This is a genomic window from Breznakia pachnodae, assembly GCF_030814225.1.
Lineage (GTDB): Bacteria > Bacillota_I > Bacilli_A > Erysipelotrichales > Erysipelotrichaceae > Breznakia > Breznakia pachnodae.
In genome coordinates, this window is sequence record NZ_JAUSUR010000001.1 from 225,078 (window position 1) to 242,379 (window position 17,302).

Consider the following 17,302-nt stretch of genomic DNA (forward strand, 5'->3'; position numbering starts at 1 on the left):
AATTTTTAGGATTTTTTTCTTATTAAGTAAACAAACTAGTAGGACAATCTATAAGAAAGGAACGTTATGAAAAAAAGAAAATACAAATTATTATCAATACTAGGAGTAATTGCAATGTTGATTAGTCTATTCCCTGTTACACTTCAGGCACAGACTCCAACATTGTCATTTGAATTCCCCTATCCCTTAAGCTATGACAAAAATGATAAATGGAATATTGGAATTGATCAGACAGTGCATACGGAAATTGATTTTGCCAACTATTCAAGAATGTATGTTGACAACAATAAAGTTCGCTGTAGTCAGTTAGGAATCATTGCCGTTGCTGGAGCTCAATATACAGTAGATCTTTTAGATACAAAGGAATATCCAGAAAAAGTGAAAGAAAGATTAAAAGATATTGAAGCATTTGGTTATGGAATGAATAATGATACAAGTGATGAAATGGACTTTGCAACATCCATTCGAATATGGCAGGAATTAAATGCATATAATTCAAATGAACTTGCAAAGCCTACGCATATTCATCCTGATATCCAAAGTAAAATAGACATTATTAATCAACGTTTATCGATTAAAGAAAAAAATGTCTCTTTTCAAAATAACACTATTCAACTGATTGGGTATGGTGAAAAATATGGAATTACATTAAATGACAGTGAGAATGTTTTTCAGCACTATATCAATAAGAACATTGATGGGGTCCATTACAAAAGAAGTGGAAACACTATTAAAGTGTGGGTAAAGCGTGGAGATTATCCTAGTGGAACTTTGGAGTTTCAATTATTTCCAACAAATAAAAGTGATGTTTCATTAGCATATTCATCAGTTAATAAAAGTCAGGATGTTATATATTTATCTGGTGCCAAACCTAAGACAATGAGTATAAGTTATCAGGTGAATGAAGGCGAAGTAGAACTAAAGAAACAGGATATCGAAACAGGAACTATCTCACAAGGAAATGCTTCTCTTTTTGAGAATGGAAACTATCGTCTTTATTATGCCAAAGATGTTGTCATAAATAATACTGTTGTACATAAAGAAAATGAATTAGTCAGTGAAATAAATATTGGCAAAGATTTGAGCATGGTGTGGAAACAATTAATTTGTGCGGATTATTACATACAGGAAAGCAATGCCCCTACTGGTTATTTGTTAGATAGTACTAAGCACTACTTTTCAATAAATAAGGATAATAAAAAAGTTACACTACTATCGAAAGAACAAGTAAAAAAGCAAGGAGCTGAAATTATCAAGATATCTAGTAATGGTGAAAGCAGTGAAGTCATCTATTTAGAGGGAGCTGAGTTTAGTGGAAAACTATTGAGTGAAGTAAATGAAAAAGGTAAAGAGAATGCTGCAGTAATTACTAGTGTTACTACAGACCAAAATGGATATGCTAAGATTCCAGAACTTCCTTATGGAACCTATATCTTTTATGAAACCAAAACGCCTGAAGGATATTTGACAGCACAACCTTTCATCATCGAAATCACTCAGGATAGTCGCGACCCTCTTCCTGTACGTGTCGTGAATAACGTTCCATTTGAAGCTTATATTCATGGTATAAAGCAAAATGGTACTACTGCACAGACAATCACGCTCACAAGCGCTGTATTTGAGTTATACGACAGCAATGGTGATGTCGTTTCATTTAAACTTGGCAACAAAGAACTTACCAAACTATCAACTGATGAAAATGGTGTTTTCTCTACCCCTCTAAAAATAAAAAGTGGCGTTTATACAATTAAGGAAATAGAAACACCGAAAGGTTTTATTAAATTAGAGTTACCAATTACCGTAACTGTATCTAATGATACTATTTCATATGATGATAAAGGAAATGCATTCGTAGAAATCAAAATTAGTAATGAGCGACCTGAAGGTAAAGTATTACTAAGTAAAGTGTTTGAAGAAAATGAAAACTTAGATAATGAAACTTTAGAAGCAGGATTTGAAATCAGGACAAGTACTCCAATTATTGATCCTACAGATGGTAGTGTTGAATATGAAAAAGGTTCAATAATTAAAAATCCTAATCGTCAAGATGGTTTGTTTGTAGTAAAACAGTACGAGACCATAGAAATAGATCATTTACCAATTGGAGCCGAGGGTTCTACTTTTATATTCAGTGAAAAGATAGTTCCTACTGGTTATCAAAAAATTGAAGACTTTACAATAGAGTTTAAAATCACTGATGATACAACTAAAACATATACTATCCAAAAAGAAGTAGAAAACAAAATCATTACGCTGGATATTGAAATAATCAAAACTAACGAATTTACAAACGAAGTAATTCTTGATAAAGATTTCGAGTTTACAATGTATGAAGATTTAGAATGCACAAAAATTGTAGAATCTGCAAAAGGAAATCTTTCAGTAGGTAGTGTATATTTCAAAAACATTCCATATGGTGCAACTCGTTATTTTAAAGAAACAAATGCACCAGAAGGCTACCTCTTAAGTGATGAAGTTATTAAAGTTGTATTTGATGAACAATATTTAGATATTGGAGGTGTGATTCAAATAGAATACACAAATAAACCAATTCCTAAAGTTTCAACATTAGCAAAAGGAAAAGCAAATCAAAAAACTTTTGATCCAAATGTGAAAAATACTATTTTGGATATTACCCAAACCGAGGACTTTGATATTTCTATAATTTATGATCGAACTACAGAAGTAATAAGCAAAAAGGATAATAAAGCTATATTCACAATAAATGATACCGTTTCTTTTGAACAAAAAGATACAGAGTCGGTTATTGAGTTAATAATACCAGCAAACACTGTAACAGAGGATGGTGAGTACTACATTGCACAACATTATTATGACAGTAGTAATGGAGAACTATATTTATCTCACAATGATGCGAATGATAAAAATCAAAGTATTAAATTTCAAACCAAGAAACAACCAAAGACATATGATCCTACATATGCTAATGGCTGGTTGTCATTAATTGGTTTATCAATTATTACAATTACCTCTCTTCTTTATTGGAAAAGAGAGAAACTACATAAATAATTCGCTTATTTATGCATCATATAATAAAGAGTATGAGGTAATACCATTTTCGATATAATGCCGTTTCACTATTTAACCAAGTAATTAATAATGTTAAAATCCTACTATTGGAGAAAATTTATGAGTGTGTTAACAGGTATTGGGTCAAAAAAAGTAAATATGGCAAAAAAGAATCCCATTCATTATTTATTTAAGGCAATTATGGGTGGACTTTATTTAGGGGTAGCAATGATTTTATCATATACACTTGGTGCATTGTTTATCGATTCCCCTGAAATATCCAAATTATTAATAGCATTTAGCTTCGGAATTGGAATTATTCTTATACTGTTTCTTGGTGCTGAGTTATTCACTGGTAATTGTCTAACAACAACGATTGCTATGTACCAGAAAAAATGTACGATAAAAGAATTAATTCCATCATGGTTTCTGTGCTATCTTGGAAATATGATAGGAATTGTATTTATATGCGTATTATTCATTTGGAGTCAGGCAAGCAATCCTTTGTATGATAATTTCTTGAGAAATATTAATGTAGCTAAATTAGATTACAATGTTATTGAAGTATTCTTAAAAGCTGTACTTTGTAATTTCATCGTTTGTATTGCAAGTTATGCAGGCGTTAAAATTAAAGATGATACCGCAAAGACTATTATCATCTTCTTCGTAATAGCAGCATTTGTATTGCCAGGTTTCGAACACTGTATCGCCAACTTTGGAACCTTTGCATTAGGTATCGCAAAATATGGAACAGCAATTGACTGGAGTGGTATTCCACTACATACACTTGCTTCCACACTTGGAAATATGGTTGGAGGAGCATTTCTGTTTGCTACACCAATGTACTTTTTATTAAAATCAGAAGAAAAAGAAGTTGCGACCTCTGAATAGGTTACAACTTCTTTTATTTATTTACTGGTTTTCTTATTAACTTGGCAAACGTAGATACAAATAACATTCCTAGCGCTAATAAACCAGCACTGCTTAAGGTATCTAGACCGATATCTGCTGCCGCTTTTAAATCATCATTTACAATTGATAACATTGTAAGATACATTCCATTTCCTGGCACAAGTGGAATCAGTGAACTGATTGCAAATGTGGTAACAGTTGTTTTCCTGACTCTTGCTATAATCTCTGAATAAATAGAGAATGCCACTGCAGCTAAGAAGATAGAAAGATTCACTCCTAAAGATATCAATAATCCCATTTCATATACAAAATAGCCAATTGCTCCACCAAATCCTGCATAAATTAAATTCTCTTTTTTAATATTAAATAGGATTCCAAAAAATAAAGATGCTGCGAAAGAGGATATCACTTTAACTAAAATTATCATTAGACACCTCCTATATACATCATCCACACACTTAATACAACCCCTGCACCAAGTGCTAGTGCAACAGCAATAAGAACAGCTTCAATCGCTCTTGTTGCACCAGATAATAGGTCTCCTGAAATCCAGTCACGAACAGCATTTGTAATTGCTACTCCCGGAACCAATAACATTAAGGTACCAATGATTGTTGTATCTCTTGAATGAACAAGCCCAATATACGTTAAAATAAGAATCAGAAATGTCAGCATTGCTGATAATATTGTAATCTTAACAATCGAATTAATGTTTTTGCGATCAAAAATACCACCAACATACTGTACAAATGTACCAATCACTAATGCATAAAATCCATCTGTGAGGGTTCCTTCAAACAGATATGTGAAGAACATCGCCGCAAACCCTCCAGACAATATTCTCATAATAGTAGGATACTCTTGAATTTGAGTAACCTTTTTTAATTCATGAAATGCTTGTGTTTCATCTAGTTCACTAGATGCACATTGTCTTGAAATCTGATTGACTTGATTAATTCGTTCAAGATTAATTCTGCTTCCTTTGATTCGCAATACTTTTGTATAAGAATCATCATTATAATCAAAAGAAACAAACAATCCAGTTGGAGTTGCAAATGCCTGTGCATCATGCGCAAGAAAAGATTCACAGATTCTAGTTACCGTTTCTTCAACTCTTACTGTCTCTGCTCCACTCTCCAATAGTATTTTTCCAGCTAATGTTCCCGCTTTTAAAACAACATCAGGTCTCATCTCTTCTTCCTCTTTCCATATGATTTATATTGGGATTTATTATTATAGTTTTGATATTGATGACTACGATCACGAATTAAACATTTCTTTCCCTGTCCAATCAAATCGTTTCTATTTGCAAGCGTTAGTGCCTCATATACTAAGTCATAATTTTTAGGATTACGATATTGAATCAAAGCTCTCTGCATTGCTTTTTCTTTTGATGTCTTTGGTACATATACCTTACTCATATCTCTAGGATCTAAACCTGTATAATACATTGCTGTAGATAACGTTCCAGGTGTAGGATAAAAATCTTGTACCTGTTCTGGCTGATGGCGAATATCTCTTAGATACTCTGCTAATTCAATAGCAGCATGTAAATCACTACCAGGATGCGAAGACATCAGATATGGAACCAAGTACTGATCTTTATGATATTCTTCATTTAAGCGATAGTACTTCGCTACAAACTCCTGGTACAATCCTCTACCTGGTTTTCCCATCTTATCTAACACTCGATCACTAATATGCTCAGGGGCAACTTTTAATTGACCACTAATATGATGTTGAACAAGTTCTCTGAAAAAACGTTCATCACGATCATACATTAAATAATCATAACGAAGACCACTTCGCACAAATACCTTTTTCACATTTGGCAATTCTCTTAATTTTTTCAAGAGTGTCAGATAGTCAGTATGAGTAACTTTTAAATTATTACATGGCTTTGGCCACAAACACTGTTTTGTTTTACATACACCATGATCAAGTTGTTGTTCACATGATGGCTCTCTGAAGTTCGCTGTTGGCCCTCCAACATCATGAATATATCCTTTGAATTCTGGATCCCATATCATTTTTTTAGCTTCTGCCAAAATAGAATCATGGGATCTTGCCTGAATTACTCTTCCCTGATGAAACGTCAATGCACAAAAACTACATGCTCCATAACACCCTCGATTAGATATCAGTGAAAATTTAACTTCATCAATCGCTGGGACGTGTCCAATTTCTTTATACATTGGATGATATTCACGAGTATAAGGCAGCGCATAAGCACGATCGAACTCACTCTGAGTTAGTGGGCGATTTGGTCGGTTTTGTACTACATACCAACCCTGATAACGTTCTACTAAAGTCTTTGCTTTAAAATGATCCGTATTCAGATATTGTGTATGAAAAGATTTTGCATACAATTCTTTAGAACGCACAATTTCTTCATATGCAGGCAACATAATGGGTTCAAAAGCAAGTGATGCATCTTTTGTCTTAAACACAGTTCCATCCAGATAAGTTAAATCTTTAATGGCAATTCCGCTATCTAGAGCATCTGCAACTTCAATTACGCTATTTTCACCCATTCCATACATTAATAAATCTGCATTGGCATCAATTACAATTGATTTACGAACCTTATTATCCCAATAGTCATAATGAGCTAGTCTTCGCAAACTCGCTTCAATTCCTCCAAGAATAATATTTGTATCTGGATACGCCTGTCTAGCCATTTGTGAATATACAACAACAGCACGATCAGGACGTTTCCCCGCTTCTGCATTTGGTGTATAACTATCTTTTTTTCTTCTTCTTTTTGATACTGAATAATGATTTACCATTGAGTCAATATTACCCGAAGAAATCATGAAACCTAATCTAGGCTTTCCAAATCGTTTAAAATCATCAACACTACGCCAATTCGGCTGTGCTAAAAAACACACCTTATATCCATGGCTTTCTAAAGTTCTGCAGATAATTGCAGCACCAAAGGATGGATGATCCACATAGGCATCTCCACACACATATACAAAGTCTGGTTGTTTCCAACCTCGCTCTAACATTTCTTCTTTTGTTACTGGTAAAAATTCATTCATATTGTACCTACTTTATTATTTCCTATCACATTATACTATAAATCTGACAAATTGAAATCAATGATTATTTTTTTGCTACAACTCGACATGGAAGACCACTCATTTCACTATATTTTACTGGATAAGTATTTGCAATAAAAGTAGTAGTTTTCTCTCCTTTTAGCACTTGTGATAAATTACATAAATTTTCAACTACAAACACTCCGTGATCTGCGCAATACTGATCCATAGGCGTATGTTCACTACCTCTTCGAATACCAGCACAATCAATTGCAATAATTGAAGCCTTCTTCGCTAATAAAGTCTCTATCAGTTCATTAGACAGTTGCGGGTGTTCTTTGAAATATTTCTTACCGCCATATCCAACTTCCTCAATAAATCCTGTATAAAATGCCACAAACATATGTTCACTAATTATGCTTGTATCAATATCTGTACTATTGATATCTCTATCTCTGATACCATGTACATCAAACACAATTGCATTTCGTTCCACAAACTCTAGTGGAAATTCCTTATTCATTACATCAAAGTGGGTTCCTAAGTGGCCTACTAATGATTTCTTTTCGTTCCCATTAGCATCTGTAACCATTTTTGGTGTAATTTCTATAGTTAAATCAATCAACATTATTTTCCCCTCCTTTTTTCGTTAATAATAAAATTTGATTTTCTAAATAGGTATTAAAATCGTTTAAAAAGATATCAACCTCTTTAAGTGTTTTATTAGAATAAGAATTTAAAAAGTTTAAATCACGTTCTTCCCATAACTCATGTCTTTTCAGATGTTCCAAAAACATTTTCTTTCCCTGTGGAGTAAGCGAATAAAATATTTCCTTTGCATTTCCATCTTTTGAATACTTATCAATAAAACCACCATTCATCAATTTAGTTGTTATTTTACTGATTGCACCTTTTGTCATTTTCATATAACTAGCAAGTGTTGTAACATTAGGATCTTTTATTTTCCCAATTGCATCAATACAGTGAATTTCTGAGTATCCTAACTCTTCTAAAAAAGCTTCTTCTGTCAACTTTGAAAGCATATCTTGTTTCTCTAATAATTCTTTTAATGAATCTAATATTCTTTTTTCCATAACTCACCTATATAGTTTCCTTGGAAACAATATATCAATATTCGCCTCTTATGTCAACTAATTAAGCTCTACATACATAAAAGAAAACCCGATTACTCGGGTTTAATCAATTAAGTCTTTGATTTCACTTGCTGCATCAGCATCTAATACTAATGTAAAATTAGGATGCAATTGGAATACTGAAGATGGCACATTTTCACTAACTGGTCCAAAGAACGCTTCTTTCACAATTCCTGCCTTTTCTTTTCCTGAGACAAATATAATTGTTTCTTTAGCATTCATTACACTTCTAGGACCCATTGTCACATAAAAGTCTGGAATATCTTCTTCATTACCACCAACTTCACTTTTCATAATGTCATACATTCTCGGAAAAATGCTAGTTTCTACTTTTGATGTTAAATCACCAAACTTTGTTGTATTTGGAAGATTTCCACAGAAATGTCCGTCTTTTCCTAACCCCATAAAAATCGCATCTAACCCACCAACACTTTCTAAGTAAGCATCATGTGTTGTATAGTTCTTTTCATCAAGCGCATGTACATGTTCCATTGAAATTCCAGCTGGATCAAAATACATATTTTTCAAGTTTGTCATGGTAACACCATAACCACCTTTTTTCTTAAATGGAATTTCATCAAAGTTATAATATGTTACATTCGTAAAATCAGATTTATTTTTAATTTCCTCTACCAATAATTCATATAAACGCTTTGGAGTTGAACCTGCAGTAATTGCGATGTTCATCTTTTTATTTGTATACATTTTTGCCAACAGTAAATCCATTACTGTTTTACTCATTTGTTCATAATCTTTTTCAATAATTATACGCATATTCTACCTCCTATATTAAATCTTTAATCTCACTTGCCGCATCTTCATCCAACACCAAAGTAAAGTCTGGGTGTAACTGGAATACTGATGAAGGAATATCTTCACTCACAGGTCCAAAGAACGCTTTCTTAATGATTTCTGCTTTCCCTTTACCTGTTGCAAACATAATTGTTGATTTAGAGTTCATAACACTTCTTGGTCCCATTGTCACAAACGTATCAGGAACTTCTTCCATGTCTCCTCCAACTTCTCCAGCCAAAGCAGGTTTCATTGCTTCAGGAATCGTAATCTCTACTGTTTTGTTTCCAAACTTCGTAAATCCAGGCATATTACCACAGAAGTGCCCATCTGCTCCGATTCCCATAAAGATTGCATCCAAACCACCAAAGCTTTCTAAAAGTGCATCATGTTCTTTATGATTTTCTACTGTTAGAGTATGTACATGATCCATTGAAATACCTGCAGGATCAAAATAGTCTTTCTTTAAATTAGAAACAGTAACTCCATATCCTCCACTCTTTTTAAATGGGATTTCATCAAAATTATAGTAAGTTACATTATCAAAATTTCTTCCATTCTTAACTTCTTCAGCTAATAATTCATACATTCTTTTTGGTGATGCTCCTGCAGTTATCGCAATATTCATCTTTCTATTTTCATACATTTTTGCCAATAATAAGTTCATCACTGTTATGCTCATTTGTTCGTAATCTTTTTCCACTATTATTCTCATAAAAATACCTCCGTTATTTTTAGTATAAACTCTATAGTCACTATAGAGTCAAGCACCAAAAATGTGTATAATAATAACAGTGAGGTATAAATATGGATGAGTTACTATCAATAGGAGAAATGGCAAAACTAAATAATGTATCGGTTCAGCGATTACGTTATTATGATAACATTGGTTTATTTTCGCCTGCCCATATTAATGAGCAGTCAAACTATCGATATTACACATCTGAACAATCCGCACATTTAGCTATTATTAAACAACTGCAATATATTGGTTTATCTTTATTGGAAATAAAACAACTTTTCGAGGATCCTTTGCATAGAGGAATCGAAGAACATCTTTCTACTAAAATGGATTATCTGATTCGCCAAGAAGAAAGAATACAAAGAAAAAAAGATCTGCTGAAAAGTTTTCAACACACCTTAAAAGCAGATAACAATGAAATAAAAAAGATTACTATTCACCATTTCATTGGTTTATTTATTGGTGATATCACTCAAGATTTGCCAATACCTGCATCAGGAATAAAATCATTCTATGATTCCAAAGTGGCAAAACAATTAGATAAACTAAATATATCAAAAGCTTATCTTCCTCATTTCTACGTAAATGGAGATAACTTTCAAAATGCCAGGATTTTTATAAGAAGTGTAAATCCTAAACCTGAATGTGAACTGTTAATTATTCCAGAAAGTGATTACTATTATTGTTATTCAGACGAGGATCACTTTTTGAATGATTGTAAGCGGCTAAAAGAAAAAGCTAAAAACGAAACAAATGAGTATTATATTGAAGCATTACCTAAAATTGATCAAAACAAAATTCAAAATTATCTCATATATCTACGTATCCAAAAATAAAAAGACCTCGCGGTCTTTTTATTTATTGTCATCTTCTAACACTGTTCTAACTACTTCTGCAGCAAGAACACCAGCACCAAGTAACAAAGTAGCTGTAGCCAACTTACGATGTTTCTTTCGTAAAGGAAAGTAACCAGCGATTAAGGTAGCACCAGTAACAACCATTCCTGCACGAACATATTTATCGAAGTTTTTATCATCTTGCACTTTTTTCACTACTTGATCCAGTTTTTGAGTAGAAACTTCAACTACATTTTCTAGCTGTTCTACTTTTTCATCAATTACTGTTTGTAACTCTTTTTCGCTCATAATTACCTCCATTTATGCTTTGTATATTTTAAATGTACCATATTCCCTAACACAGGTCAAAGACATAGAATGAATTTATGAAAAAAATTTTAACGAACAACAAATTTAACTTTATCTCCACCAAAAGAATCAGCTGTATACGTCAGTACAAGTGTTCCTTCTGGAGCAACTTTAAATGCGATTTCTCCTACTGCAGATTCCCCTGGATCTACATCTGTATCCATCGTTCCATTTGTATTTGCACTAAATGTAAGATCCTGTTCTCTACCATCTCCATCTTTTAGTGTGAAATCCAGCATACTGCTTGAACTAAAACTTTCATCAGTTGTGTTTTCTAATTTAATATCCATAACAAAGTAAATTGAACCATCTTCCTCAGGACCAAATATCCCTTCATCTACACGTGTGGAATTCACAGTAATTTTAATCCCATCAACTTCCGCAGTCTCTCCAACTGCAAACTCAGTTTTCTTCTCTTCTTCTTTTACTTCCTCTTCGGATGTACCACCTTCATCATCAACTGTACATGCAGCTGTAGTAAATACAAACATAACCGCCAGCAACAAACTTAACCATTTCTTCATTTCTTTTTTCCTCCTACATAGTTGTCATTATATAGGAAAGATTTTATATTTTGGTATGCTCTTAGCATACAAAACTGAAAATAATCATAATCACAAAACAACCAGTTAGAAAAAGAGCTATCCCTAAGATAGTATCTCCAATAAACCGAAATTTTTTCATTGGATTAAATCTTTTTATATCTAAATAATTAGTAAGTATTATTATTGGTAAAAGAAATATATATGCAACCATCGTTTTCGTATATAGTACATCCTGTATGTTTTTCGCTTCTGACACTTCAATTATGAAGAGAAACCAAATAATAAATAGATATGCTAGGCTAGCTAATATTCGATTAAAAGTCTTTCCTGTACGAAATCCAGGCAATGTATATTTAGAACGATTGGCAATCGCTTGTTTTAAATCCTTTTGTAACTGCTCAACTGAATGATATCGCTGATCCGGGTCTAACTGCGTACACTTTCTAACGACTCCTTCATGTTGTGAATCTGTTAGTTGTTCATTTACTAAACAACCTGTAATCATTTCGTTTAAAACATTTCCAAAAGCATAAATATCACTTTGTTGCGAACTATAGGAAAATCCATATTGCTCTGGCGCGGCATACCCAAGACTTCCCAACACATGAGTATCCGTTTTCTTTTCTTTATTGATGTTTTTAGCTATATCAAAATCAATCACCTTAATATGACCATTCACAACAATAATATTATCAGGCTTTAAATCACGATGAACAATTTTTCTTTTATGCAAGAACAATAATGCTTCGCTTAACTGATAAGCATATCTTCCAACAAGATGAATATCATCAATTGGAATTAAATCTCCCAGTAGTTCTCCATCCAGATATTCTTCAATTATTTCAAATCCATTTTCTATATTATTGATTTCATAAATTTTGGGAAAATGAGGATATGCTCTCATTTTTAACCATTCATAAATAGCTTTATTATCGTGCTGAAAAAACTGTTTTCTTACAAACAGTTTTTCATTTTTTTCTACTAATTCAATTTTCTTATACTCATTACTTGAGTATTCCTCAACACATGTATAGTTTCCCATTATGGGTATCATTATATCATACTTCTAAAGACTTTTTGTATGCTTTAAGCACACAGGTTTTCTCTTGTCTTTTCTACCCATTCATTATATTATTTGGATGGTGATAAAATGAAGAAAAAGAAAACGGAAGAGCTGGAAAAAATATTAAAGCACGCTTCTCATCATGAACTCAAGGAGTTCATTGATCAGATGGAACATACAAATTTTGTAGAGTATTTTGAATTTCTGTTAAATCAATATTCTATGAAAAAGGGCGAAGTCATCAATAATACAAATATTGATCGTACGTATGCTTACCAGATTCTTCAGGGAAAGAAACAAGGGAGTAAAGATAAAATATTTCAATTAGCTTTAGGTATGAACTGTACATTGTATGAATGTAATACATTATTGCAGTTAAGTGATAAGTCACGTTTGTATCCTAAAAAGAAACGAGATATGATACTTATTTATGCATTGGAATCAAAACTTTCGGTATTTGAAACTAATGAATTATTAAATGAATTTCAAGAAGATATCTTACAATAAGAAAGACAAGAATACATAGCGTTAACTAGTACTCTTGTCTTTTATTATGCCTACCATTTTCAACAGATACTCTGCATTTGTTGTCGTTGCTCTTCCTGGCTTTATTTTATAGTCAAAATAGATCTTATTGTTTTCATAATACTCTGAGAAGTGATAATTTTTACTTTTAATTTCCGGATCACTCTCTAAGTCACACAACTCGTAATCATGCGTAGTTACACAAGTAATACATTGTTCATTAGATAACTGACGAATTGTCTCTGTAGCACCCATAATGCGGTCCCTGGAGTTGGTTCCTTTGAATATCTCATCAATCAATGCAAGCATTGGTTTTTTTGTTTCATGAAAATCTACCATTTGCTTAATTCTAAGAATCTCAGCATAGAAAGTAGAAATTCCTTCACTGACATTATCCTCAATTCGCATCGAAGTAAAAATATCCATTATTCCCATTTGATATGCTTGCGCATGAACTGGTGCACCTGAATATGTAAGAATTGTATTCAATCCCAAGGTTCTAAGGAATGTTGTTTTCCCTGACATATTTGACCCAGTAATAACACAGGAAGTATCATCACTAGAGAAATCATTAAACACTGTTGTTTCTTCCAATAGTAATGGATGTCCCATAGAAGATGTTTTAACTTCCACTTCACTACTGATTGTTGGAAAACAATATACTTCTTTTACTTTTGCAAGAATACTTAAACTGCTAAGCGCTTCAACATTCCCAATTACATTGAACCATTTTGGCAGAATACTTAAGTAATCTTTTTTCCATTTATTTAACTGTTCTACGCAATGAAAATCCCATGATAATAATGCACTCATTAATAAATGTGCAAGAAAATTAAACCTTACTTTTGATAACTCACTAACAAATGATAATGCTTTGATACCACTTATAGATTCACTCATTGCAGTCAGTTGTTCTTTTAGATATTCACTCTCAAATGTTTCTTCCTTTAATGATTCAAACATTTTTAAATATATTGATAAAGACTCATGCAAAGCAAATACTGGTCGCAATGTAGACGTAATCTTTCCTGCAAACACAAACGTCAATAACAACTGTAAAACAATCCCTGCTTCCATAATCGTTAATGCAACATTTGATCCAGTTATATAGGCAACAATTAAAGAAACAATCGTAGCACATGGCAATAACCATTTTAGTACTTTCATAACCATTGGTATAGAATAACTGTCCTCATTCATTTCTTCAATTGACTCAAATACTTTTTTACTATTAACTTTGCTATTTGCTATTCTTCCAAGCACTTCAAAATGAATTGTAAATTCTAATTTTTCTAATAATTCCTTCACTGCATTTTGACGCTTTGTGATTTCTTTTTCATCTTTTGGTTTAAGACTTAACCAATTAGCTAACTGTTCTCTCCCTACATGAGTAGAAGCAGTATTTATATATTGATATAGTGAAGCATTTCCAAATATATCCAAATCATATCCTGGTGGAAAGTGTTCACTTAAGAATTCTTGTCCTTCGTCACTGAATTTCTTCCACTCATTTGTGAATCGATCTAGATATCGATTCAATACTTCTTGTTTCATCTTACAATAAGCTAACTGATATTTTATTCCATCATGTTTCTTTACCAAATATAAGAAAAGCACTAATAGAATAACGCTCATTGCATAATAGAATAATGCCTGTGTATATCCAAAATAGATTCCAGCTAAAATCCCTACAAATACAAGAAAACGAATTGTTGAATACGTCTGTGATGTTTTCTCCAAATCTTTTTGTTTATCTTGCTCTTTTTCTAATTGTTCTTCAAATACTGTTTTCATAAAATCCTCTTTCCCAACAATTGTAACATAAAAAGACGGCTTTCGCCGTCTATCTTATTCTGTAAACCATTTTTGAATTAATTCGTCTAATTCTCCACTTTCCTTCATTTCATTGATCGCTTTATCAAAATCAGCTTTTAACTCTGAATCTTTCTTGAATGCCATTGCATTTCCTGCAAGTTCATCCCCCTCTTCTAATATATAGTATCTCAAACCATCATTACTTTTCATCAAATCAATTGCTGTAGCTTGTTCAACAATCATAGCATCAATAACACCTTTATTTAATTCTTGAACTAGGTCTGCATAAGTTTTTAATTTCTTAAATGAAAGATCATAATCCTCTTGCATATTATCAACTACAAGTTCTTGTACTGTTCCCATTTGGATTCCAACATTTTTCCCTTTTAAATCAGCAGTTGTTTGTAAATCACTACCTTCTTTTACTAACACAACATTTTTCATACTATCAGAAGTATAGTACATTTCTGAAAAATCAACTTTTTCTGCACGTTCTGCTGAAGGTGTCATTCCTGCAATTGCAACATCACCTTTTCCTTGGTTCAAAGATTCAGGAATTGCATCGAAGTCCATATCTTTCCATTCAATTTCATAACCAGCGATTTCTGCAGCTCTTGTCATTACATCAATATCAAATCCATATAAATCACCATTTTCATCAACCATTTCATATGGAGGATACCCAGAGTTAGTAAGAACTGTTAATTTCTTATCATCACTATCACTGCTTCCACCACATCCGCTTAATACTAAACTACATACAAATAGTACACTTAATAACTTTTTCATTTTCTTTCTCCTCTTTTCTTTCGTTAAATCATATTTGCTAAGAATGCTTTTGCTCTTTCGCTCTTTGGTTGTTCAAAGAATTCTTTTGAAGGGCTGCATTCTTCAATTTTTCCTTTATCCATATAAATTACATAATCAGCAACTTCTTTTGCGAAGTTCATCTCATGGGTTACAACAATCATTGTCATTCCTGTATGACTAAGCTTTTGCAGTACTCGCAGTACTTCACTTGTCATCTCTGGATCTAATGCACTTGTTGGTTCATCAAACAATAATACTTCTGGATTCATCGCAAGTGCTCTTGCAATTGCACATCGTTGTTTTTCTCCTCCACTCATCTGGTGAGGATAGGCATCCAAACGATGTCCCAATCCAACTTCCTGAAGTAATTTTGTTCCTTTTGCATCTGCTTCTTCTTTACTCATCTTTTTAACTTTTTTTAGTGCATAAGTCACATTATCAAGTGCTCGCATATGTTCAAACAGATTGAAGTTCTGAAACACCATTCCCATTTTTTCACGAACATTTTCAAGTTTCGTCTTCGGATCATTTACCTTGATATTATCTAGATAAATTGATCCCTCTGTAGGAACTTCCAACATATTTAAACAACGTATGAAGGTTGATTTCCCTCCTCCACTTGAACCGATAATGGCATATGTCTTACCATCTTCAAATGTAAAATTAATATCAAACAGTACTTTTACATTACTGCTGTATTCTTTATATAAATGTTCAACTTTAATCATACTTTAACTTCCTTTCCACAAACTTACCAATCATACTAAGAATCTTATTCATTACATAATAAGTAATGAATACTACTAGCAATGGTTCGAAAGTTGCATAAGTTGTGCTCTTTACACTTTGATAACGATACATCATATCCGTCATACCAATTGCTGATACAACTGATGTCTCTTTGGTTAATGTGATAAACTCATTCATTACCGCTGGCAATACATTTCGAAATGCCTGAGGAACAATAATATCTTTTGCGATATCCTTTCCACTGACACCCAATGCTTTTGCAGCTTCAATTTGTCCTTTATCAATTCCATCTACCCCAGCTCTTATAATCTCAGAAAGATAAGCACCAGAATTTAATGCAAACACGATAATACAACTTACAATTTCTGAAGGATTAAACCCTGGTATTAATCCAGGTAATCCAAAGTAGAAAAAGATTAATTGAACATATACTGGTGTTCCTCTAAAAACATCAATATAAGCCTCTACAATAAACTTGGTTACTTTATTCCATCTTCGCAAAAATACAGTAGCTAATCCAATAATTGTCCCACATAGGGCTGCAACAAGTGAAATCAGTAACACTACTGGTAATCCACTCAATATTAGCTGCCAATACTTTTCGATAATCTCTACATTAAAATCCATACGATATCCTCCATTAAATAAAAAAATCCATCCTTCATATACAAGGACGAATTATTCGCGGTACCACCATTGTTTCCAATACTTCTGTATTGACTCTCTACTATAACGCCAGTTAGCGTGAATACCTCAATTGCTTTTCGATATCCCAGTTCCCAGACACGTTCCCAATTTCTTTCATCTGATTTTCCACCAACCAATCAGTCTCTATGCTTCCATAAATAGGTACTACTTCTGTTCATTACTTTTAATAAACAATATAATACAGCCATCTAATTAAAAATGCAAGCA

The 17,302-nt window shown here is 32.7% G+C and carries 18 protein-coding genes and 1 other annotated feature; of the genes, 4 read left to right on the plus strand and 14 right to left on the minus strand.

Translation table 11 applies throughout. The features are described from left to right. The first annotated feature begins 66 nt into the window (after positions 1 to 66). Together J2S15_RS01160 and J2S15_RS01165 are read left to right on the plus strand one after the other, a co-directional pair. Entirely contained in the window at positions 67 to 3,030 is a 2,964-nt protein-coding gene (locus J2S15_RS01160) for a SpaA isopeptide-forming pilin-related protein (protein WP_307404660.1), read from the plus strand. Positions 3,031 to 3,150: 120 nt separating this feature from the next. Then, the gene (locus J2S15_RS01165) at positions 3,151 to 3,921 is read left to right on the plus strand and encodes a formate/nitrite transporter family protein (protein ID WP_307404661.1); all 771 of its coding nucleotides are present in this window, start codon (positions 3,151 to 3,153) and stop codon (positions 3,919 to 3,921) included. A 13-nt stretch (positions 3,922 to 3,934) separates the two neighbouring features. Here the strand turns inward: J2S15_RS01165 and J2S15_RS01170 are convergent, their stop codons facing one another. The 7 genes from J2S15_RS01170 to J2S15_RS01200 all read right to left on the minus strand — a co-directional run bounded on the left by J2S15_RS01170 (position 3,935) and on the right by J2S15_RS01200 (position 9,647). Continuing rightward, positions 3,935 to 4,369, minus strand: a complete 435-nt coding sequence (locus J2S15_RS01170; RefSeq protein WP_307404663.1) for a threonine/serine exporter family protein — start codon at positions 4,367 to 4,369, stop codon at positions 3,935 to 3,937. Next, positions 4,369 to 5,133 carry a threonine/serine exporter family protein gene (locus J2S15_RS01175; protein ID WP_307404665.1) on the minus strand — a complete coding sequence of 255 codons (765 nt, stop codon included), beginning with the start codon at positions 5,131 to 5,133 and terminating at the stop codon, positions 4,369 to 4,371. The genes J2S15_RS01170 and J2S15_RS01175 overlap by 1 nt, the downstream gene beginning before the upstream one ends. Next, positions 5,130 to 6,986: a YgiQ family radical SAM protein gene (locus J2S15_RS01180; RefSeq protein WP_307404667.1), complete on the minus strand. Its 1,857-nt coding sequence runs from the start codon at positions 6,984 to 6,986 to the stop codon at positions 5,130 to 5,132. Before J2S15_RS01180 ends, J2S15_RS01175 begins: the two co-directional genes overlap by 4 nt. A 64-nt stretch (positions 6,987 to 7,050) precedes the next feature. Further along, positions 7,051 to 7,614 (minus strand): cyclase family protein, encoded by a 564-nt coding sequence (locus J2S15_RS01185; RefSeq protein WP_307404670.1) that lies wholly within the window; start codon positions 7,612 to 7,614, stop codon positions 7,051 to 7,053. Then, on the minus strand, positions 7,604 to 8,080 hold the full coding sequence (locus tag J2S15_RS01190; RefSeq protein ID WP_307404672.1) for a MarR family transcriptional regulator: 477 nt from the start codon (positions 8,078 to 8,080) through the stop codon (positions 7,604 to 7,606). Before J2S15_RS01190 ends, J2S15_RS01185 begins: the two co-directional genes overlap by 11 nt. 102 nt (positions 8,081 to 8,182) lie before the next feature. Further along, positions 8,183 to 8,914, minus strand: coding sequence for a glucosamine-6-phosphate deaminase (locus tag J2S15_RS01195; protein ID WP_307404674.1), 732 nt, complete (start codon positions 8,912 to 8,914; stop codon positions 8,183 to 8,185). 10 nt (positions 8,915 to 8,924) lie between these two features. Further along, the gene (locus J2S15_RS01200) at positions 8,925 to 9,647 is read right to left on the minus strand and encodes a glucosamine-6-phosphate deaminase (protein ID WP_307404676.1); all 723 of its coding nucleotides are present in this window, start codon (positions 9,645 to 9,647) and stop codon (positions 8,925 to 8,927) included. 92 nt (positions 9,648 to 9,739) lie between these two features. On the opposite strand from J2S15_RS01200, the gene J2S15_RS01205 reads away from it, so the two are divergent. Continuing rightward, the gene (locus tag J2S15_RS01205; protein WP_307404677.1) at positions 9,740 to 10,510 is read left to right on the plus strand and encodes a MerR family transcriptional regulator; all 771 of its coding nucleotides are present in this window, start codon (positions 9,740 to 9,742) and stop codon (positions 10,508 to 10,510) included. A gap of 18 nt (positions 10,511 to 10,528) precedes the next feature. On the opposite strand, the gene J2S15_RS01210 is transcribed toward J2S15_RS01205, so the two are convergent. The 3 genes from J2S15_RS01210 to J2S15_RS01220 form a co-directional block, all read right to left on the minus strand. After that, positions 10,529 to 10,819 carry a hypothetical protein gene (locus J2S15_RS01210; protein WP_307404679.1) on the minus strand — a complete coding sequence of 97 codons (291 nt, stop codon included), beginning with the start codon at positions 10,817 to 10,819 and terminating at the stop codon, positions 10,529 to 10,531. 89 nt (positions 10,820 to 10,908) lie between these two features. After that, entirely contained in the window at positions 10,909 to 11,403 is a 495-nt protein-coding gene (locus tag J2S15_RS01215; protein ID WP_307404681.1) for a DUF4352 domain-containing protein, read from the minus strand. Positions 11,404 to 11,464: 61 nt separating this feature from the next. Continuing rightward, complete coding sequence (locus tag J2S15_RS01220) at positions 11,465 to 12,478, minus strand: serine/threonine-protein kinase (protein ID WP_307404683.1); 1,014 nt, start codon at positions 12,476 to 12,478, stop codon at positions 11,465 to 11,467. A 96-nt stretch (positions 12,479 to 12,574) separates the two neighbouring features. Here J2S15_RS01220 and J2S15_RS01225 point away from each other — a divergent pair, with 96 nt between their 5' ends. Beyond that, complete coding sequence (locus tag J2S15_RS01225; RefSeq protein ID WP_307404685.1) at positions 12,575 to 12,994, plus strand: hypothetical protein; 420 nt, start codon at positions 12,575 to 12,577, stop codon at positions 12,992 to 12,994. A gap of 21 nt (positions 12,995 to 13,015) precedes the next feature. Here J2S15_RS01225 and J2S15_RS01230 read toward each other — a convergent pair whose 3' ends face one another. The 4 genes from J2S15_RS01230 to J2S15_RS01245 are packed head-to-tail and all read right to left on the minus strand — an operon-like array spanning position 13,016 to position 17,014. Further along, on the minus strand, positions 13,016 to 14,806 hold the full coding sequence (locus tag J2S15_RS01230; RefSeq protein WP_307404687.1) for a MutS-related protein: 1,791 nt from the start codon (positions 14,804 to 14,806) through the stop codon (positions 13,016 to 13,018). Positions 14,807 to 14,860: 54 nt separating this feature from the next. Continuing rightward, on the minus strand, positions 14,861 to 15,616 hold the full coding sequence (locus tag J2S15_RS01235) for a substrate-binding periplasmic protein (protein WP_307404688.1): 756 nt from the start codon (positions 15,614 to 15,616) through the stop codon (positions 14,861 to 14,863). Between the two features lie 23 nt (positions 15,617 to 15,639). Continuing rightward, positions 15,640 to 16,365, minus strand: coding sequence for an amino acid ABC transporter ATP-binding protein (locus tag J2S15_RS01240; RefSeq protein WP_307404690.1), 726 nt, complete (start codon positions 16,363 to 16,365; stop codon positions 15,640 to 15,642). After that, a complete protein-coding gene (locus J2S15_RS01245) occupies positions 16,358 to 17,014 on the minus strand; it encodes an amino acid ABC transporter permease (RefSeq protein WP_307404692.1) in 657 nt (218 codons plus the stop codon). The genes J2S15_RS01240 and J2S15_RS01245 overlap by 8 nt, the downstream gene beginning before the upstream one ends. 39 nt (positions 17,015 to 17,053) lie before the next feature. Continuing rightward, positions 17,054 to 17,262 (minus strand) — a binding site (T-box leader). Positions 17,263 to 17,302 lie beyond the last annotated feature (40 nt).